The sequence below is a fragment of the Idiomarina sp. OXR-189 genome (assembly GCF_034373425.1).
In the GTDB taxonomy this organism is placed as follows: Bacteria; Pseudomonadota; Gammaproteobacteria; order Enterobacterales; family Alteromonadaceae; genus Idiomarina; species Idiomarina zobellii.
In genome coordinates, this window is record NZ_CP139706.1 from 2,216,111 (window position 1) to 2,236,526 (window position 20,416).

Annotated in this window: 16 protein-coding genes; 9 read left to right on the forward strand and 7 right to left on the reverse strand. The window is 48.5% G+C overall.

What is annotated here, in order from left to right; all coding sequences use genetic code 11:
- Nucleotides 1-2 precede the first annotated feature (2 nt).
- From apaG to UM402_RS10910, 3 genes are read left to right on the forward strand one after another with little or no spacing between them, the layout of a single operon-like run.
- Nucleotides 3-374 carry a Co2+/Mg2+ efflux protein ApaG gene (gene apaG, locus UM402_RS10900; protein ID WP_053953891.1) on the forward strand — a complete coding sequence of 124 codons (372 nt, stop codon included), beginning with the start codon at nucleotides 3-5 and terminating at the stop codon, nucleotides 372-374.
- 2 nt (nucleotides 375-376) lie between these two features.
- On the forward strand, nucleotides 377-1,189 hold the full coding sequence (locus UM402_RS10905) for a symmetrical bis(5'-nucleosyl)-tetraphosphatase (RefSeq protein WP_053953890.1): 813 nt from the start codon (nucleotides 377-379) through the stop codon (nucleotides 1,187-1,189).
- 38 nt (nucleotides 1,190-1,227) lie between these two features.
- Nucleotides 1,228-3,228, forward strand: coding sequence for a methyl-accepting chemotaxis protein (locus UM402_RS10910; RefSeq protein WP_058577054.1), 2,001 nt, complete (start codon nucleotides 1,228-1,230; stop codon nucleotides 3,226-3,228).
- Nucleotides 3,229-3,307: 79 nt separating this feature from the next.
- Here UM402_RS10910 and tyrS read toward each other — a convergent pair whose 3' ends face one another.
- Entirely contained in the window at nucleotides 3,308-4,513 is a 1,206-nt protein-coding gene (tyrS, locus tag UM402_RS10915) for a tyrosine--tRNA ligase (protein WP_053953888.1), read from the reverse strand.
- Nucleotides 4,514-4,717: 204 nt separating this feature from the next.
- Between tyrS and UM402_RS10920 the strand changes: the two genes are divergently transcribed.
- The gene (locus UM402_RS10920; RefSeq protein ID WP_273269469.1) at nucleotides 4,718-6,034 is read left to right on the forward strand and encodes an OapA family protein; all 1,317 of its coding nucleotides are present in this window, start codon (nucleotides 4,718-4,720) and stop codon (nucleotides 6,032-6,034) included.
- Entirely contained in the window at nucleotides 6,034-7,140 is a 1,107-nt protein-coding gene (locus UM402_RS10925) for an anhydro-N-acetylmuramic acid kinase (RefSeq protein ID WP_058577055.1), read from the forward strand. The genes UM402_RS10920 and UM402_RS10925 overlap by 1 nt, the downstream gene beginning before the upstream one ends.
- 15 nt (nucleotides 7,141-7,155) lie before the next feature.
- Here UM402_RS10925 and pepQ read toward each other — a convergent pair whose 3' ends face one another.
- From pepQ to UM402_RS10940, 3 genes are all read right to left on the reverse strand, one after another.
- The gene (gene pepQ / locus UM402_RS10930) at nucleotides 7,156-8,475 is read right to left on the reverse strand and encodes a Xaa-Pro dipeptidase (RefSeq protein ID WP_053953886.1); all 1,320 of its coding nucleotides are present in this window, start codon (nucleotides 8,473-8,475) and stop codon (nucleotides 7,156-7,158) included.
- 81 nt (nucleotides 8,476-8,556) lie between these two features.
- A complete protein-coding gene (erpA, locus tag UM402_RS10935; protein WP_058577056.1) occupies nucleotides 8,557-8,907 on the reverse strand; it encodes an iron-sulfur cluster insertion protein ErpA in 351 nt (116 codons plus the stop codon).
- A gap of 55 nt (nucleotides 8,908-8,962) precedes the next feature.
- Nucleotides 8,963-9,709: a DUF6776 family protein gene (locus tag UM402_RS10940; RefSeq protein WP_058577057.1), complete on the reverse strand. Its 747-nt coding sequence runs from the start codon at nucleotides 9,707-9,709 to the stop codon at nucleotides 8,963-8,965.
- Nucleotides 9,710-9,803: 94 nt separating this feature from the next.
- Here UM402_RS10940 and UM402_RS10945 point away from each other — a divergent pair, with 94 nt between their 5' ends.
- The 4 genes from UM402_RS10945 (at nucleotide 9,804) to hemL (ending at nucleotide 14,303) form a co-directional block, all read left to right on the forward strand.
- Entirely contained in the window at nucleotides 9,804-11,492 is a 1,689-nt protein-coding gene (locus UM402_RS10945; RefSeq protein WP_058577058.1) for a chloride channel protein, read from the forward strand.
- Nucleotides 11,489-11,920 carry a protoporphyrinogen oxidase HemJ gene (gene hemJ / locus UM402_RS10950; protein WP_058577059.1) on the forward strand — a complete coding sequence of 144 codons (432 nt, stop codon included), beginning with the start codon at nucleotides 11,489-11,491 and terminating at the stop codon, nucleotides 11,918-11,920. Before UM402_RS10945 ends, hemJ begins: the two co-directional genes overlap by 4 nt.
- 70 nt (nucleotides 11,921-11,990) lie before the next feature.
- Complete coding sequence (locus UM402_RS10955; RefSeq protein ID WP_053953881.1) at nucleotides 11,991-13,004, forward strand: aspartate carbamoyltransferase; 1,014 nt, start codon at nucleotides 11,991-11,993, stop codon at nucleotides 13,002-13,004.
- A 15-nt stretch (nucleotides 13,005-13,019) separates the two neighbouring features.
- Nucleotides 13,020-14,303: a glutamate-1-semialdehyde 2,1-aminomutase gene (gene hemL / locus UM402_RS10960; protein ID WP_058577060.1), complete on the forward strand. Its 1,284-nt coding sequence runs from the start codon at nucleotides 13,020-13,022 to the stop codon at nucleotides 14,301-14,303.
- Between the two features lie 49 nt (nucleotides 14,304-14,352).
- Here hemL and mrcB read toward each other — a convergent pair whose 3' ends face one another.
- Genes mrcB through pepB form a run of 3 tightly spaced genes read right to left on the reverse strand, consistent with a single transcriptional unit; the run spans nucleotide 14,353 to nucleotide 20,372 of the window.
- A complete protein-coding gene (gene mrcB, locus UM402_RS10965; protein ID WP_058577061.1) occupies nucleotides 14,353-16,614 on the reverse strand; it encodes a penicillin-binding protein 1B in 2,262 nt (753 codons plus the stop codon).
- Entirely contained in the window at nucleotides 16,611-19,067 is a 2,457-nt protein-coding gene (gene hrpB / locus UM402_RS10970) for an ATP-dependent helicase HrpB (protein WP_058577062.1), read from the reverse strand. The genes mrcB and hrpB overlap by 4 nt, the downstream gene beginning before the upstream one ends.
- Nucleotides 19,068-19,073: 6 nt before the next feature.
- A complete protein-coding gene (gene pepB, locus UM402_RS10975; RefSeq protein ID WP_058577063.1) occupies nucleotides 19,074-20,372 on the reverse strand; it encodes an aminopeptidase PepB in 1,299 nt (432 codons plus the stop codon).
- Between the last annotated feature and the right edge of the window lie 44 nt (nucleotides 20,373-20,416).

A 20,416-nucleotide genomic window follows, 5' to 3' on the forward strand; every position in this document is an offset into this window, starting at 1 on the left:
TTATGGCAGGCATAATCGAGATTGAAGTCAATACACACTACTTATCGGCACAGTCTTCTCCTGAGTCTGAGCAATATGTATTTTCTTATACCATCACCATTACGAATACGACCTCTCAGCAGGTACAACTGCTGGCTCGAGAATGGCGCATTACCGATGCTGAAAATAAGATCACTCGAGTCGCCGGTGACGGGGTTGTTGGTCAGCAGCCTGTTTTACAAGCGGGCGAGTCTTTCAGCTATACCAGTGGCACTGTCTTAGCTACTCCCATTGGTACAATGGAAGGCCATTACGTGATGATCGACGAAAACGGTGAGCAATTTAAAGCGGATATTCCGTCTTTCCGCCTCGCTATTCCGAATATTATTCATTAATTATGGCAACTTACGCAGTCGGTGACATTCAGGGCTGTTACCGTGAGCTTATGGCATTACTGGAAACCGTTGGCTTTAGCCATAAAACGGACCAACTTTGGTGTGTCGGCGACATAGTAGCTCGGGGGCCTGATTCAGCAGACGCCATCCGCTTTTTTTATGAAAATGAACACTCCGTCCACACGGTGCTGGGTAACCACGACCTTAACTTAGTGGCTGTTTTGCTTGGACATAGAAAAGCAAAACGTAACGACAAGCTCAGCGGTATTTTAACGGCATCGGAGAAGCTGGATTGGGTAGATTGGTTACGCAGTCAACCGCTCATGCAACAGTTAAACCCATCGACCGTTATTTCACACGCTGGAATTTACCCGTGGTGGTCTGTCGAAGAAGCTCAAACCTATGCCGACGAAGTCTCCGCTGTTTTGAACAACAATGATTTTGAAGACTTTATTAAAAGTATGTTTAGTAATAAGCCTTCAAAATGGGACTCAAGTCTTAGCGGATTTGACCGATACCGTTTTATAGTGAACGCATTTACACGAATGCGCTATTGTCACCCAAACGCCGAGTTGGATTTAACCCGTAAAGATGATCCGAATCAACATTCGTCGCAGGATGACTTGCAACCATGGTTTAACTTTTGGTCAGGCAGCGACTATCGGTTATTATTCGGACATTGGGCTGCATTAATGGGTAATACCCATCGCCAGGACATTCTCGCGTTAGATACCGGGTGTGTTTGGGGACAATACATGACGCTGTACGACCTGAGTAACGACAAATTTTACTACCAGAATGCGTTTAGTGCTTAGAATACAAAGATAATCATTGCTGTGCTGAGGAAGGTTTCATGAAAATAACGGTTGCTATGCGAGTGATTGGTGGATTTGCCATCATAACCCTGCTTTTACTCGTCATCAGTTTGAGCTCACTGTTCAACATTAACAGCATTGGCTCATCCGTCGACAACGTTAACGACAAAGCCATGCCTGCTCTGAACGAAGTGGCGGCCATTAAGGTTGATACGCTAGAACTTTCGGGTCTTCAACTCGAAACTTATTACGCAGAGTCATTATCGGCAATAGAATCATACCGCGGCGAATTTGACACTTCCGAAGAGTCGCTTATGAGCTCATTAGAAGACCTTCAGCAGTTGGTGAAAGGCGAAGGTCAAAGTAGCCTTATCAACGGCACAGAATCTTCAGTCACCCAATACGTTGACCTTATCGATCAACTGTTTAATTATCAGCGTGAATATCTTGAACTTCGTGGCACCACGGCCGATCAGCTTGACGAAATAGCCTTCAGTATAGATGACGCAGCCATCATGCTACTCGACACCATGGATATGTCGAATAACGAGGTTGTTGCGCGCGAAGCCAGCAATGTTGAGTCATCATTGTCTAGTTTGATAACTCTAATGTACGACTTAAACAAAACCAACGACCTCGACTCAGCAAATGTTATTAAGAGCGAAATTGATATCAATATCGACAGCATTCGTCCTCGTCTCGACGCATTAGACAATGAATCGACAGGCAGTGCTGAGCAAATGGTCGACGATGCAGTAACAACAGTACGCAACGCCATTGATCAACTGCAGGGTGCTGGCTCTTATCCAGATAACGTTATTTTGCGCCAGCAACGTCGTGTCGATGCAGGCCAAACTCTTGATCAGGCGCAGCAACAGTCTGATACGCTGATGACACAAACCGATGAATTGCAAACAGCGGTTCGAAACATTGCCGAAGACAGCCGTAACTCAGCAGCCGATTCAATTTCAACCAGCAGCTGGATAAACAGCATTATTACGGTTATTTCTATTGCATTAGCCGTGCTGATTTCCTGGTTAACTGTACGCAGTATCAGCCGACCTCTGTCGCGTGTTAACCACATGCTGAATATTATGGCAGAAGGTAACCTGACTGAGCGTGTTGATTATGACGCACAAGATGAATTTGGTGAGTTGGCAACAAACACTAATAAGTTAACGGGTAACCTTCGCAAGCTTATTGAAGGCATAGCGAACCGTGCTACACAACTGGCAACGGCAGCCGAGCAATCATCAAATGTATCTGACGAAACTACCAACGCAATAGATGAACAACGCCGTCAAATTGAGCAGGTTGCAACTGCGACCCAGGAAATGAATAACACCGCCAGTGAAATGGCTGAAGGCGCTGACCAGGCTCTACGCGAAATTCAGCATTCTGACGATGAAGCAAAACGTGTCCGTGAAATTTCAGATAAAAACCGCTCTACTATTGAGCAGTTAGCTCACGAAATTCAGGGCGCATCCCAGGTCATCGATCAACTGTCTGAGAACAGCAGTAATATCGGCGGCATCCTGGATGTTATCCGCGGCATTGCTGACCAGACTAACTTACTTGCGCTGAACGCGGCTATTGAGGCTGCCCGAGCCGGCGAGCAAGGCCGAGGCTTCGCCGTAGTAGCTGATGAAGTTCGCACGCTAGCAAGCCGTACTCAAGAGTCGACTGAAGAAATTCAGGATATGATTGAAAACCTGCAGAATGACTCGAAGCGCGCGGTAGAAGTTATGAACCGAGGGCGCGAACAGGCCGAGCTTAGTGTTCAGCAGTCGGACGAAGCAGCCCAGGCGTTGCAGTCAATTACGGAATCGGTGCATCAGGCATCTGATAGCAGTAATCACATTGCTAATGCCGCGCAAGAGCAAAGCCGTACCGCTCACGACATTAGTGAGCGACTGGAGTCGATTGTTTCTATTGCCGAACAAACCGCTTCCGGCTCTAAGCAAACAGCCCAGGCTTCTAATGAAGTTGCCAAGCTGGCTGATGAGCTGCAAGACTCTATTAAGAGCTTCCGGGTTTAACAGCCTGTAAAAAGAGTAGTTATAAAAAAACGCCGGTCACTTTTAAGGTGACCGGCGTTTTTATTGAGGGACTATCTAATTAGATTGTCAGTGTCAGCTTCGCAAAACGACGTTTGCCTACCTGATACACACCAGAGTCTTTATCGGTGCATACGTAGTTTTTATCGGTAAAACGTTCGCCATCTAGCTTCACTGCATTTTGTTTCAGCATTCGTAATGCTTCAGACGTTGACTGAACAAGACCCGCTTCTTTTAAGACATTAGCAATGCCCATACCTTCAGAGCCGACCGCTATGGTCTTTTCTTCAATCTCGTCAGGCAGTGCATTTTTCTGAAAGCGCTGAATAAAATCCTGTTCGGCTTTTTCTGCGGCCTCATCAGAATGGAAGCGTGCAATAATCTCTTTCGCCAACAGCACTTTGACATCACGCGGATTCTTGCCCGCAGCAACATCCGCTTTCAAGCCATCTATTTCTGCAATAGAGCGGAAACTTAGAAGGTCAAAGTAGCGCCACATTAATTCATCAGACACTGACATTATCTTACCGAACATGTCGTTGGGTGACTCAGTGATACCAATGTAGTTATTCAGCGACTTCGACATTTTCTGAACGCCATCCAGACCTTCCAGTAACGGCGTCATAATGACCGTTTGCGGACGCTGGCCTTCTTCTTTTTGCAGTTCACGCCCCATTAGCAGGTTGAAACGCTGGTCTGTACCGCCCAGCTCGATGTCGGCTTTCAGTTCGACAGAGTCCCAGCCTTGAACCAGTGGATACAAAAACTCGTGAATCGCAATAGACTGGTTATTTTGGTAGCGCTTTTTAAAGTCATCACGCTCTAGCATGCGGGCAACTGTTTGACGGGCTGCAAGTTTAATCATGTCCGCAGCGCCCATTTTCGACATCCATTCTGAGTTAAAGCGAATGTCTGTCTTTTCAGGGTCGAGAATTTTAAAGACTTGCTCTTTATAGGTTTCGGCATTAGCCGCCACTTCTTCCGGCGTTAGCGGCTTGCGAGTCACATTTTTCCCCGTTGGGTCGCCAATCATTCCGGTAAAATCACCAATAAGGAACACAATTTTATGACCAAAGTCCTGCAAGACTCGCAATTTATTAATTAGAACCGTGTGACCCAGGTGCAAATCGGGAGCGGTTGGATCGAAGCCAGCCTTAACAATCAGAGGCTTGCCACTTTCCAGCTTTTCCGCCAATTCTTTTTCCAGCAGAACCTCTTCGGCACCACGTGTAATCTCAGCTATCGCCTCTGCCACTTCTGTTTTCATCAAACCTCTCCATCGATTGCCCAGTCAAACCCATTATTTTACGCCATTCTTAACACTGTTTTAAGCGCAGAAACTGGTATTCTGCGTTTTTTCGTATTATCCTCGAAACCATAAGGTTATTCTGAGGTCGTAAACGAGTACACCCTGTGTATCGTTTACATGGGTAATCATAATAAAGAAAGTTTGTTCTAAAGTGCGCTAAATATGACATTGAAAGTAGTTTCTCAAATGCAGCGGATGTTCCTGCAGCTTCCGCATTCTCATAAAATACTAATCAGCGCGATTAGTGTTGCCCTACTCATTTTGTTGGTGATTCCTTCAGAACCGGCTACGGCGTCAAAGAACACAGCCTCCGTTGATCAGCTGGTTCCAGGTAAACGTTACCAATTGGAACTGGCCTTTGAGAACAACGGCAATAGCGAAGATAGTTCAGCACAAGAGTTACATTGGCAAACCTATCAAATCAAGTCTGGCGATAACCTGGCTGACATTTTTAGTAAGTTAGGTTTTAGTGCACAAGAGCTTTACCGCGTCACTGAGTCAGGTGAAGAAGCGAAGCTATTGCGTAAAGTACATCCCGGTGACTTACTGCGCTTTGCAACCGATTCAAGCGACAAACTGGTTCAGTTAGCGCACGATATTAACGGTACCGACACACTCATTATAACGCGTCAAAAAGACAGCTTTGTCGCAGAAGTAGAAACCAAAGACGTTGAGGTGCGTACCGAGTTTGCACACGCCGTTATTGATTCCAGTTTCTGGAACGCGGGTATCGGTGCCGGACTAACCGATAACCAGATTATGCGAATTGCGAATATTTTTGGTTGGGATATCGACTTTGCCCTCGATTTACGCAAAAACGACGAGTTCAGTGTTTTATTCGAAACCCACTATGTCGACGGCGAATTTGTCGGTTACGGAAAAATTCTTGCGGCGGAGTTCGTCAACCGAGACGAGCACTTCCAGGCCATATTGCATGACAATGGCCAATATTACACACCAAATGGGCGAGCAATGCGTAAAACATTCTTACGCTCTCCGGTTAACTTTACGTACATAAGCTCAAGCTTTAACCCTCGCCGCTTGCACCCGGTTACAGGCCGTGTGCGTCCGCACAACGGCATTGACTACGCCGCATCGACCGGCACGCCTGTTATGTCATCTGGCGACGGTAAAGTTGTTCAAGCCGGTTATAGCCACTTAAATGGTAATTATATTTTTGTGCAACACGGCGAGCGTTATACCACTAAATATTTGCACTTAAGCCGAAAACACGTCAGAACTGGCGACCGAGTCAAACAGGGCCAGGTTATTGGTCGTGTAGGTGCGACAGGCCGCGTAACCGGTGCGCACTTGCATTATGAATTCCTGGTTGATGGGGTACACAGAAACCCTCGAACAGTTGAGCTGCCACAAGCCAAATCACTGGCTGAGTCGGAGCTGCCATCATTCCGCCAGCAAGCCGACCAAATTATTGCGATATTAAACGACAATAAACGTGTTTATCTGGCAATGAGATAATGTCCGAACGTTATATTGGCTTAATGTCAGGAACCAGCATGGATGCACTAGACGCCGTGCTGGTTGATATAACGGCTGATGGGCACCTTAGGCTTAATGCGTCACACAGCTATACACTTCCCTCTGAATTACGCACCCGGCTATTAACACTCAGCATTAGTGATCAATGGAACGCGGATGAGCTGGCAGAGCTTGATGTGTTATTCGCTGAGCATTCCGCTGTTGCCGTTAATAAGTTACTGAGTGAAGCCAAAATTCCGGCGAAAAGCGTCACAGCTATAGGCAGTCATGGCCAAACAGTTCGCCACAAGCCAAGTCATAGCGCTCCGTATACACTGCAATTAGGCGACCCTTCTAGGCTGGCTTTCAAAACTCAAGTTAATGTCATACACGACTTTCGCCGCAAAGACGTAGCGGCCGGCGGTCAGGGCGCACCATTAGTGCCCGCTTTTCACCAACATGTTTTCGCTCAGCCGGGGAAAAGCGTTGCCATTGTCAATTTGGGGGGTATTGCAAACATCACCTGGCTAGGGCCAGAGCAGCAACTGCTTGGTTTCGATACCGGCCCGGCAAACACTTTAATGGACCAGTGGATACAACACTGCGATGCGAACAAAAGCTATGATGAGAGCGGTCATTTCGCTCGTCAGGGCAAGGTCATTGACGAACTTTTAGAGGCTTTACTGAAACACCCTTTTTATTCCCGCACCGCGCCCAAGAGTACTGGCCGTGAAGAGTTTAACCTGTCCTATTTAAAGCCGCTTATTAAAGCAAACTACCCGCCTGAAAATGTGCAAAGAACCTTGCTCGTGCTAACCGCGGAAACTCTGAGTAACGAACTTAATAAATTACCGACCAAGCCTGAACAAGTTTATTTTTGCGGCGGCGGCACCAAAAATGAATTACTTTTAACAGAAATTACTCAGCGCCTTGAGACAAAGAAGTACGACACGACACAGGCATTAGGGGTTGATCCTCAATGGGTTGAGGCAATGGCTTTTGCCTGGTTAGGTTGGTGCTATGAGCATAAAAAACCGGGGAACCACCCTGCTGTGACAGGTGCAGCCGCCCCGGTTGTATTAGGCTCTAAAACTTTATTTTATTGAGCCGACGAGTGAGCCTTACTCTGCACCAAGCGCTTTAAAAGCATCACGAGTCAGGTTTTCATTGTTACCGTCTTTACCAACCACGATGCTGTCTTCAATACGAACGCCACCATACGGTCTTAGCTCGTCCACTTTGTCCCAGTTGATATCATCACTGTCTTTGTGCTCTTCAAGCAGCTGGTCAACGACATACAGCCCCGGTTCAATTGTAAAGACCTGACCTTCTTCAATGTCACGCAATAAACGCAAGAATGGGTGACGCTCACTACGCTCATAACTGCTGCCGTCGTCAGACTTCAGGAAGCCACCAACGTCATGAACCTGTAAGCCAATAAAGTGGCCAAGACCGTGCGGCATAAAGGCACTGGTATAACCCTTGTCGTAAATACTTTGTGCATCGCCATTGATAAAGCCAAAGTCACTCAGGATTTTAGCTACTTTCAGGTGCATAGACACATGTAAGTCGTAGTAATTAACGCCCGGCTTAATTTCGCTGAGTAACTCTTTCTGAGCATTATCCATTGCTTCTACTAAGTCAGCGTAAAAACCTTCTTCGTATGCGTATGAACGCGTGATATCGGCACAGTAGCCTCGGTAACGTGCCCCCGCATCAATTAAGAACGAACGAAATTGCTTCGGCGGCTCAGTGTCATAGACATCGTAATGTAAAATCGCAGAGTGACTGTTTAAAGCGACAATGCTGTTATAGGGCACCTGTGACTCACGAAAGTTAATGGCGGCCAAATACGCGTGATGAATTTCCAGCTCACTTTTTTCAGCGTAGAAAGCTTCTTTTGCAGCGACATGCGCTTTCGCCGCCAACTTATTGGCTTCACGCAAGTTCTCCAGTTCCCACTCGGTTTTAATGGCTCGGTGGAAGTGCAGATGATCAATCAGGTTTTGTGGGTTACGCGCTTTTACGTTCCAGCTATGAACCGGCTCTGCAAAATCTTCACCGATAAATGCAGTATTCGCCAGCTCACTGCCGATATCATCAGTCATAATACTGAGGTCATCGATAATTTTTAGATCGACATACTGCTGCCATTCTTCTTCGGGCACATCAACCGGAGCGTGCCAGAAGTCTCTGGCCTGGAATAGATAAACGGTAGGACGCTGACTGCCTTTGCGATAAAAAATCGCACTTTTGGGGCTTTCAGTAACAGGTACCCAGTATTTAAACAGCGGGTTGACGCGATAAGGCGGCGCGTTGTCGTCAAGAAAATCGACTCGTGGCTGACCTGAGTAAACCAGGGTCGATTCAAAACCGGTATCTGCTAGTGCTTTGTCGAAGCGCTCACAAACCGTTTTGATATGTTCAGCGTATGCACTCATAAAAAAACCTCACAACAAATGGTGAGGTCATTTTAGCGCAAATAAGCCCAGTTTTCAGCTGAAGCAGACGCCCTGTAAAGACTAGATAGAAAAGCTTGAACCACAACCACAGGTAGTAGTGGCATTCGGGTTATCGACAAAAAAGCGAGAGCCTTGCAAGCCCTCTTCATAGCTGACAATACCGCCCATTAAATACTGAAGACTCATTGGATCTACTAACAATGTGACCCCGTCTTTTTCCACCTGCATGTCACCCGGGTTAGGGGTTTCGTCAAAGGTGAAGCCATACTGAAAGCCCGAGCACCCGCCGCCCGTTACATAAACGCGCAACTTAAGGTTCGGATTTTCTTCTTCCGCAATGAGTTGGCTCACTTTTTTTGCGGCTTGTTCGGTAAACTCAATAGGTACCGCTGTTTCCGCAGAACTGCTCATAGTGTTTCACCTTTGTTGAACTCTATCGGCATTTTCTCTTACCTGACTATTTTGGTCAAGTATCGCCGTCGGTTCTGACGTTCGGCGCCGGCTTACCTTTACGAATGTCCTTCCAAAAAAACGAACGGTTCAACGTGCCGCGACCACCATCGGTTAAAGTCACCGATACGTCAATACGCTCAGGCACGAAGCCCTCGGGCATGAAGAAATCACCCTCATAAATCGAAAAATAACGCATAGTAAAGGTACGGTCGTCGCCGCTAATGTTGGCAAGCTTCATTAAATCAAAGCGCTTTTTCTGACCGTCTATGCGACCAACCAGGTCGATGGCGACACGCCCTTCAACAAAGCGCCTGCGTTGCTCAATTTGCAGAACCGCCAAGGAGAAGTGGAAATGCTTATCTGCCTGGTTTGGTGTCACTGTTATGGAGTCGATAGTCACGCCACTTTCCTGCAACTCAGGCGCCATTATCTTTTGGTAAAAAGCGAGATCTCGACGCAATGCGTAGTTGTCGTTTTGTAGTGCAGTTAACTCGTCTTGCAGGCTTTGATTCGATGAACGCTCAATATCCAGCTCTACTTGCATAATATGACGCTGGTATTCCATCTGTTCCAGGCGCTCATACATATCATCAAGTTGTGCGGACTGCTCGCTGACCGTTTCTTTTAACGACTTTGCATGCCAAACGCCGGCAAGATATGCCAGATAAGCAAACAGAATCAGTAGACCTGCCACTGCGAAGAAAACAGGCAGCCTTCCGAACCTTTTTTGCCAATATTTGAGATTAAAGTACTGCTTCATAATGCTCGCTCGTTTCCATTAGCCGCTTATGCTGATATGTTATTGATAAATATGCAAGCCTCGAGCCCGGGTTTCGTTTAAGGAACAACACTAAATGGCGCCTTTATTACGACAGCAGTTACGCAAACAATTGGCCATGCCAACGACAACAATTGCTATCTGTCTATTAGGGCTTGCCGGGGGCGTACTTGCTGCTTTAATGATTGCCGGTTTCCGTTTTGCTATTGAGTACGGCGCTCATCTCATTGGTAACGACACATACTGGCAGGAGCCCTTGCCGACAACGCTTCGTTTTACCATACCCATTGCGGCGGCGTTATTAATTTACGGTATTTTTCGTTTGTCAGGCTCGCGCTACGTTCGTATGGGCATTCCTTATGTTATTCATCGCATGAAACAACATTACGGCATGCTTCCTTGGCGCAGCACCGTTAACCAGTTTTTTGGTGGAATTATTGCCCTGATTGCCGGGTACAGTGTCGGCCGCGAAGGTCCCGCAGTTCATTTAGGAGCCGCCGCATCGACTTGGCTCGGCTTCCATGTCGATGCCCCTAAAAACGCATTACGCACGCTTGCCGCCTGCGGTATTGCGGCGGCTATTGCGGCCTCTTTTAATACCCCACTTGCCGCTATGGTATTGGTTATGGAAGTGGTACTGCGGGAATACAAAGTCCACGTCTTTATTCCAGTCATGCTGTCGGCCGTCGCCGGGTCTTTAATCACCGAAGAGATTTTCGGCGTTGCATCAGAGCTGGCCATGCTATCGGCACAAGACATTCCGACCACTCAATTGCCTTGGGTGGTTATACTGGGTGTCGTGTTAGGCGTCGTCGGCGTTATCTTCAAAAAACTCATGCTGGATGTCATGGACACCGTGAAAGACATGTCCTTACTGACCCGGCTACTGTTCGCAGGCATTATCACCGCGTCTCTGGCAGTTATCATTCCAAACAGTTTAGGTCCCGGGCTAACCGCTATTGAGCAGGTGATTAATCACCAGGGCGAAATGTCACTATTAACAACCTTATTGCTTGCTAAGCTATTTGCCGCTGCAATTGCTCTTGGCATGGGTATCCCCGGCGGGTTAATTGGTGCGGTGTTCGGTATTGGAGCTATTATCGCCGCGGTCTTTGTCGGCGCTGTTGACGTACTGGGTATTCAGCAAGCTCTGTCTTTTGACAGCTTTATTCTATTGGGTATGGCCGGTATTCTGGCGGCCTGTATCCACGCACCTATGGCAGCATTACTGGCTATTGTTGAGTTGTCGCGCAGTGTGGAAATTATTATTCCGGCGATGCTGGTAATTGTGCCTGCCTACCTGATATCCAGCCAGCTATTTAAGTCAAAGTCGATTTTTATCGCTCAGTTAGAGTTACAGGGTCTGCCTTACCAATTGGCTCCCGTCCATGTGGCGCTGCAAAAAACCGGCGTTGAAAATGCCATGGAAACCGACTTTAAACTATTGCTTGAGCCCACTCAGAATGAGTTGGTCGACTCGCTCGAGTCCGCTCAGGCCAAAACCGTTATTGTCATGTCAGTCGACGAAGACAACCAACCGCTGTACCGTCTTGTCTCCTATGACATTACAGCCGGTGACAGTCCAAGTTTGAGCTATACACCCATTAAGGGCTTGCGTATTACATCAACACTGGCTGAAGTGTACGATGAAATTGGACAACAACGCCGCGGTGCGGTGTATATTTATGAATCAAACGGTGAACACCCATGTGGCATAGTCACCTGGGAAACCGTCCGAAAAGCATTACAAAGAGAGTTAGCATGACGTGGATTTTATGGGTTAAAGCACTGCATATTGCCTTTATGGTCGCCTGGTTCGCAGGTATTTTTTACTTACCCCGGCTGTTTGTGTATCACGCCATGAACGCCAAACCTGCGGTGCATGAACAGTTCTGTGTCATGGAAAGACGCTTACTTTTTTTTGTAACTCCTTTTGCCATTCTGACCTTAGTTTTTGGCCTGGTACTTATTTTTGCCTACGGTTCAGCTTGGTTTGCCGCCAGTGGCTGGCTACACGCCAAGCTAGTTTTGGTGACGCTCTTATACGCTTACCACGGCTACTGTTTCAAACTTCTGAAAGACTTCAAAAACGGAAAAAACACGAAAAGCCACCGTTTCTACCGAGTCTTTAACGAGCTGCCGGTACTGGCACTGTTCGCGATTATTATTTTAGCCGTGGTGAAACCGTATTAGATTCTAAAATTGGGCTGACTTTGCTATAGTGTGCGTCCAGTGACATTCTGCGGCAGAGGCGCACCTATTGATGAATTTCACCGGTTCCAACATTCTCTCAGTCAACCAATTCGACCGAGACAGTATCGACTATATCTTTTCCGTTGCTGATAAAATGCAGCCCTACGCCCGTCGTAAAAAACGCACCCGGGTATTAGATGGCGCCATTCTCGGCAACCTGTTTTTCGAACCTTCGACTCGTACCCGAGTCAGTTTCGGCACTGCGTTTAACCTGCTAGGTGGCGAAGTTCGCGAAACCACAGGCATGGAAAGCTCAGCTATTGCCAAAGGCGAGTCTCTCTACGACACCGCCCGTGTACTCAGCAGCTACAGCGATGTTATTGCTATGCGCCACCCTAAATCCGGCTCGGTGAAAGAATTTGCCAGTGGCAGCCGGGTTCCGGTGATTAATGGCGGTGATGGTGCCAACGAGCACCCGACTCAGGCACTTCTCGACCTGTATACCATTGAGAAAGAGCTGGCTTACCATCAGCAGAGCATCGATAACATGCACATCTGCATGATTGGTGACTTAAAGTACGGGCGTACGGTGCACTCGCTGTCGACACTATTGTCCATGTATAAAAACATTAAGTTTACGCTGATTTCTCCGCGTGAATTGTCGATGCCAGAGTCCGTCTTAGCCACTCTGGAGAACGCGGGTCATCAGGTCACTGTCACAGAAAAGGTAGACGGCATTGTCGATGCCGACATTGTGTATCAAACCCGTATCCAGCAAGAGCGCTTCGCAAGTCCCGAAGACGCTGATCAATATCGCGGTAAATTTCGTTTAAATCAGGAAATTTATACCAAGCACTACAAACCCAATACCGTCATTATGCATCCGTTACCGAGGGATTCCCGAGCAGAAGCGAATGAGCTCGATAATGACCTCAACCAGAACCCAAACCTGGCAATTTTCAGGCAGGCTGATAACGGAGTGCTCATTCGGATGGCGCTATTTGCACTGACACTCGGCGTCGTTGACCAGGTCGACAAGCATGAATGTGACGTCATTTGGTACAGCGAAAAAAGCCAATTATAAAGAGGTAACTGCGGCATGAGTCGTTCAGAAGATTTATTCAAACAAGCACAAATTAGTATTCCCGGCGGCGTTAACTCGCCTGTTCGCGCCTTTAGTGGCGTAGGTGGCACACCCATATTTTTTGAAAGCGCAGAAGGCGCTTATATGTTTGATGCCGACGGCAAACGTTACATTGACTACGTCGGTTCATGGGGACCAATGATTCTTGGTCACAATCACCCCGCCGTCTTAGAGGCAACATTAGCAGCGGCTAAAAGAGGCTTAAGCTTCGGTACGCCAACTGAAATTGAAATCACTATGGCGGAAACCATTCGTAAAATTGTACCGTCCATTGAAAAGGTTCGTATGGTAAATTCCGGTACCGAAGCAACCATGACAGCTATTCGCTTGGCGCGTGGTTATACCGGTCGTGACAAAATTCTGAAGTTTGAGGGTAACTACCATGGCCACGCTGACTCGTTGTTGGTGAAAGCAGGCTCTGGCGCATTAACCTTGGGAGTTCCAAACTCTCCGGGCATTCCGGAAGACTTAGCCAAGCACACGCTGACTGTTAACTACAACGACATCGACTCAGTTAAAGAAGCGTTTAAAGAGTTCGGCGACGATATTGCTTGTATTATCGTTGAGCCAGTGGCCGGCAACATGAACTGTATTCCGCCTGTTCCCGGCTTTTTAGAAGGCCTGCGTGACGTTTGTGACAAGTACGGTTCAGTACTTATTTTTGACGAAGTCATGACCGGCTTCCGCGTTGCGCCCGGCGGTGCTCAGGAGCGCTACGGCATTACTCCCGACTTAACCACCTTAGGAAAAGTAATTGGTGGCGGTATGCCGGTTGGTGCATTTGGCGGTAAGAAAGAAGTCATGGACTACATTGCGCCAGTTGGCCCAGTGTATCAGGCCGGCACCTTGTCAGGTAACCCAGTCGCCATGTCAGCGGGCTTAGCTGCGTTGCAGCAACTGTCGACCCCGGGGCTTTATGACCAACTCTACCAACGCGTAGATGCCTTAGTCGATGGCCTTCAAGAGCGAGCCAACAGAGCGGGCGTGCCAATGACAACCAACCGTGCAGGCTCTATGTTTGGTTTCTTCTTCACTGAAGATCCGGAAGTCACGTCTTATGCGCAGGCAACTCAGTGCAATATGGAGCATTTCAAAGCGTTTTATCACGCTATGTTGAATGAAGGTGTGTACCTTGCGCCATCTGCATTTGAGGGCGGCTTCATGTCAGCTGCACACACTGAAGATGACATTGAGAAGACCTTACAGGCTGCGGAAAAGGCCTTTACTCAACTGAAGTAAACCACTGCTTTAGTAGCTAACTTCTGTAGTAGCTAATAGCCCGGTGGGGCTAGCCTCCAAACAAGCGGTCCCACCAACTTTTTTCCTCAATATTACCGTCACAGGTTATATTGTCCGGCAAGCGTATTTCTTCTGCTGGCAATAGTTCGCCATTATCACAATCATTAGGTATGCGTTGCCCTGTCCGTTCATGAAAACGTTGCATCTTCAACGGCTCAGGAATCTCCAACGCCATGCTTAGCGGTGGTTTACGTTCGTAATAGTCAGCGACAACTCTTAACGCACCGCTACTGCCTGTCAGGCCCGTCGGTTGGTTATCGTCCCTTCCCAACCAGGCTGTCACCACTTGCTCTCCGTCAACGGCAACAAACCAGCTATCCCGATAGTCATTGGTGGTACCAGTTTTGCCGCCAACTTGTTGTCCGGCTAGTACTCGTTGTAAGGCGCTCGCAGTACCTTCCGCTACTACACCATGCAAGCCAAACTTCGTCAGGTACGCGACCTTTGAGTCAAACACCTGAGAGGCATTCTTATCGGGAGCTCGATATAAAACATCGCCCTGATGCGTGGTAATAGACGAAATTGCTGACAACGACTGGAAGCGGCCGTCATTCATCAGGGCGCTGTACATTCTGGTGACTGCAAACGGCGTTAATGACGCAGAACCTAAGGTTAACGATGGATACGCTTCCAGTGGCGTTACCACACCAAGCCGCCTCATGTAATCAATGACCGTATCAACACCAACCTCCACACCGACCCTAACTGCCGGAATATTGCGCGACTGAACAAGCGCGTCGTACAGCAGCAAACTTCCTTTAAATTCGGTATCGTAGTTCTGAGGCTCCCAGGTTTTCCCCTGTTTATCTTCAAGTGTAATTGCTTCATCAACAACGGGAGTATGCAGTCCAATACCGGACTCTTGCATTGCGGTTGCATAAATTACTGGCTTTATTAGTGAGCCTATCGGGCGCAGCGCCATCAATGCCCGGTTATAACCAACGGTTTGGCTGAGTCTTCCGCCAGCCAAAGCGGTTACCGTCCCTTCACGATAGTTCGCGACGACCATAGCGCCTTCCAGAGTACTGTCGTCATCGGTAAGCTTACGCGCCAGCGATTTTTGTACAGCCTCCTGCGCATTAACATCCATGTGGGTGTATATTTTCAAGCCTGTGTCCTGCCAGTCTTCCGGCAGCGCCAGGGTTTTCATTTCGCGTTTAATAATATCCATATAGTGAGGGTACGGATGCTCTACTAACCGTCGACTTTCCCTCACGTCTAACTGTCGCTGTACCGCGGCGACATAGGTCGATTTTGCGATAAGATCCTGATCAAACATGACCTTTAACACGGTATCCCGGCGCTCTTGAGCGCGCTCAGGAAAACGTCTGGGGTCATAATAAGAAGGGCCTTTTATCATGCCAATGAGCAACGCAACCTCATCAACTGACAGCTCCTGAACTTGTTTACCGAAGTAAAACTGGCTGGCAAGCCCTATGCCGTGAATCGCGTTACGTCCGTCCTGACCGAAATACACTTCGTTTAAATAGGTTTCCAGAATAGTGTTTTTATCAAAACGGTAGTCGATAACCAGCGACATCATGGCTTCATGAAATTTCCGCCACAAGGTTTGTTCGCGGGTGAGGTACAAGTTTTTAACCAACTGCTGAGTTAGCGTCGAGCCCCCCTGAACCGTTCTGCCTGCTCTTAAGTTCGCGACTAACGCTCTTAGAATAGCCCAGGGAGAAACCCCCTTATGATGATAGAAGTTGCGATCTTCCACCTGAAGTAGCGTCTCAATAAGTAGGTTTGGTACAACTTCTAAACCAACCAATAACCGGTCTTCTTTGCTTAACGTACTAATTCGACCAATGAGCTCAGGCTCCAAACGAAAGCTCTCCAACTCTCTCCCACTGGGCCACGAGGTAATAGATGCAACTCGGTCATTTACAAAGTGAACCTGAACCCGCTTAGACATTTGTGGACCGTCTGAGAAATCAAACGGCCGACGGTGAACCATGACGCTGTCATTGCCGACCGAATAGTACCCGGACTGCTCAGTGTTATTACTGCGGTTATAGCCAATACGCTCGAGTGTTTTTATAAGCGCCGACTGCTGTAATGGGTAACCTGGATAGACACGTAACTCGCCGGCGTACACAAGTGCCGGCGCCAGATAACGCTCTGTTTTAAAGTGCTTAGACAGGGTGGCATCGAGATATATCGCATACACAGCAATGACGGCAGCAACCGCTAAACCAATCTTAAAGCTTGTCCAGAATAAATAGCTTAACCATTGACGTTTTATCACTGCATTTGCCTTTTGGTTTTATAGGTCGCCTCGGCGTTTATTGGATCTTCCGGCCACGGGTGTTTCGGGTAGCGTCCGCGCATCTCCTTGCGGACGTCCTGATACGCGTTGTCCCAAAAGCTCTTTAAGTCATTGGTTCGCTGTAACAGCCGGCCTGCCGGCGAGAGTAAATCGACCGATACGACTTGCTGCCCATCAATAATCCGCGGTGAATCCTTTATGCCAAACATTTCCTGCAATTTCACCTCAACTCGCGGGGTTCCGTCCAGATAATTTATAAAGATTTTACGTTGTGTGGGTGTTTCCCAGTGTTCCGGGCACGCATTATCCAGCCGTTGCTTTTCATCGTAGTTAAGCCAGTACACCAACGCCTCGTATGGGTCCCAGGCTTGTAACTGCGTCAGCGACTTCACCGAAGTCCAATACGGGTAAGCCCAGGCCTTCAAATTATAAAGCAGGCCCTCAGGTGATAGTGAGTAGTCACTTAATTCGCCGGTCACTGACTGTAACAAACGCATGCGTGCCAACAGTTGGTTTGCCTTTCGCGACCAGTTAAGTATTTCAAGACCTTTTTTATTCAGATAGTCCGCAAATGCCTGGCAACGCTCTTCATTGGTCACATCTCCGTCGAGTTTCTCTTCGGACAGAGACAATACCCCTATGGTCTGCCGCTTAATTCGAGTCAGCGTTTGCTGCGTGCCAACCCAGTCAGCTGAATAAATGTCAGTAGTTGATAACCCAGCGGCCTCTATTGCGCCGCAAATGTCAGGCAGCTCGGCATAACTCCGTAGTTTGCCGTTGCTATCACTCTGTTGAAAGGTTGCGTCAAATATAACTACCCATTGAGGCTGGTTTAATAACTCGACAACGGGTGCGAGTCGCCCGCCGGTGACCAGCTGGTAACTTTTTTTCGTTTTGCTGTACTTTGCCAACCTGTCGGGAAACCCTGCGATAAGGTTTTTTTCTAGGCCTTTGTTGTTAGCTCGCGTACTCTCAGACACCTGTAAACGCTTTAACCAATACTGCCAACGCCTGCGCCAGCGACTCAATGTCTGACGTTGTTGATAATGTTGCTGTGCACTGTCGAGAATATCGAGCGTTTTAATGTGCGCCGATGGCTCTTCCAGGGTCGCCAAAGCCTGGGCGCAAGCAGCCTTCAGTTCATGACTTTCTGAGCGGGCCGCATCGCAAATGAGTGCAAGACGCGCATCGGTGCCCGGGTCGAGAGTCTTCGCTTTCTGCGTCAACTGACCATCAACCAAAAGCCCTGTTAATGACAAAAACTGCTCAGCAACCCGGCAATGCACAGAGTTGGGCGGTGTCAGCCAGGCCAGTTCGTCGACTGAACTGCCCCACTTCATCACTTCCAGTACCAGTGACGTTAAGTCCTGACTTTCTATGTCGGCAGAAGCGTACTCAGGCTGACCGTGCTCGTCCGCTTTAGACCAAACGCGGTAGCATGTTCCGGGCTGCAATCGTCCTGCGCGGCCAGCTCGCTGCGTTGCGGATGCTTTAGACACAAAGTGCGTAGTCAACTGGTTCATACCGTAACCCGGCAAAAAGTTCGCTCGACGTTCACGTCCGCTGTCCACAACCACATCTATGCCTTCTATGGTTAGGCTCGTCTCTGCAATATTAGTCGCGAGAATAATTCGCTTACCATCACTGGCTTTTAACGCGTGCTGCTGCTCTTTAAGTGACAGCCGGCTATGCAGTGTATAAACACCGACATCGGTTGCTACCAGAGAGCCCAGTGCTTGTTGCACACGTTCAATTTCGTAGATACCCGGCAGAAACACCAGCACGCCTTTGTCAGCGTTTCCCAAAGCCTCGACAATGACGCTGGGCAAATGCAGTAACCACTCACTTCGCGTTTTGGGTGCTCGGTATTGAATGTCTATTGGAAAGCTACGCCCTTCGCTTCTAAGCGTTGTTACCCCTTCACAATACCCGGACAACCACTCAGAAATAGCTTCGGCCGGCAGTGTCGCCGACATGACCAACAGGTTTAAATCGTCACGTAATGGCAGCGCGTCCACGACTAACGCCAAGCTTAAATCACTGTGTAAATTGCGTTCATGAAATTCGTCAAATATCAGTGTGGAGATATAACTAAGCTCAGGGTCTTCCTGTAACCAGCGTACTAATACGCCTTCAGTGACGACAAGAAGCTTAGTGCTCTTCGAGCGTTTCGTCTCACCGCGCACAATATAGCCAACCGTTTCGCCAACCTGTTCTCCCAGTTGCCTGGACAGGTAACTGGCCACATTGACAGCAGCAACCCGACGCGGCTGCAGCATAACAGTAATACCATGAGTGCCCAGTTGTTCGCGCAGTAAATAAAGAGGCAGGAAGGTCGATTTACCGGCACCCGGCGGTGCCTCTAAAACCACACGTGCTGCCGGGAAGCATTGCGCTAACGCCGGCAGCACGTTTTCAACAGGTAGGCTCATACCAAGTTAGTCACCTTGAACAGTAGCGGCAATGGTTCTGACGCCTAACGCTGTCGCCCCTGTTGCCCACATAGCTGTCGCAGACTTCTGATACGCCCCGGCTAAATCAAAGTGCAGCCAGCCTTTACCTTGCTCAGGCGCAAAGCGCAGCAGGAAACCGGCCGCATTGCTGGCCCCTCCGGCACCACCACCTTTTTGCGGGCGGCTGTTTGCGGTATCAGCAAAAGCCGATGGGCAGTTTTCCGAATGCCATGGAGCCAGCGGCAAACGCCACAGCAACTCGTGCTCTTTGTCGGCATTTTTCAATGCTCGAGCCGCGGCGCTGTCATCGACACTAAACAACGCATTGTATTCGTTACCCACGGCCATTTGAGCGGCACCGGTCAGCGTGGCTGCATCAATAATGTTCTTCGCACCAAACTCACCAGCAGCCTGCAATCCGTCAGCAAGCACCAAACGACCTTCGGCGTCAGTATTAACCACTTCTACGGTCAAACCGTTCTTATAACGAATAATATCGCCCAGCTTGTACGCACGTCCGTCAATCATGTTTTCAGCGCAGCAAAGAATCAATTTAACGCGCTTGTTCAGACCACGGCGAATAGCCAGCGACAATGCACCAGTCACCGTCGCCGCACCGCCCATGTCGCACTTCATAGACAACATGCCTTCGCTCGGCTTAATACTGTAGCCACCGCTGTCATAGGTAATACCTTTACCGATAAGCGCTGTATCAACAGGCGCGTTGTCGTCGCCGGTTGGGTTGTAGTCAAGTACCAACATGCCAGGCGCATGCTGGCTGGCACGACCCACGGTATAAATTCCCATCCAGCCTGCGTCTTTCAGAGCCTCACCTTTAATAAACTCTGCGCTTATCGCATCGGGCGCTAACCCTTTAAAATGTTCAATAACGCGCTCAGCCAGGCTTTCCGGATAAATATCTTCTGCCGGTAAGTTGGTGAGCTCACGGCTAAAGCGGGTGGCATCACGCATAGCATCAAGATGCTTGGCCGCTTCTGCGTCGCCTGTGTGCCACACCACATCATTTTTCGACAGCGTTGACGTAAAGCCCTGATACAGCGCCCACTGACGTTCCATATCCCAACCGTCACCAGACACTGCGACCTTTACTAAGCCGTTGTTGTCGAGGGTTCGCCCGGCTTTTTGAATACGCCGCAAATTCTCAGACTCGTCGTCTACCAATACTATTTTTGCTGCGTCGCCGTCAAAAACGACGTTCGATTTCGGGTTCCAATGAGCTGCTGGTGCTTCATTCGTTAAGTAAACCGCTAGTGCGCTGGACATTCTCAACCTCTCTCGATAATTTGCTTTCAGTTACTTTAGAGTTA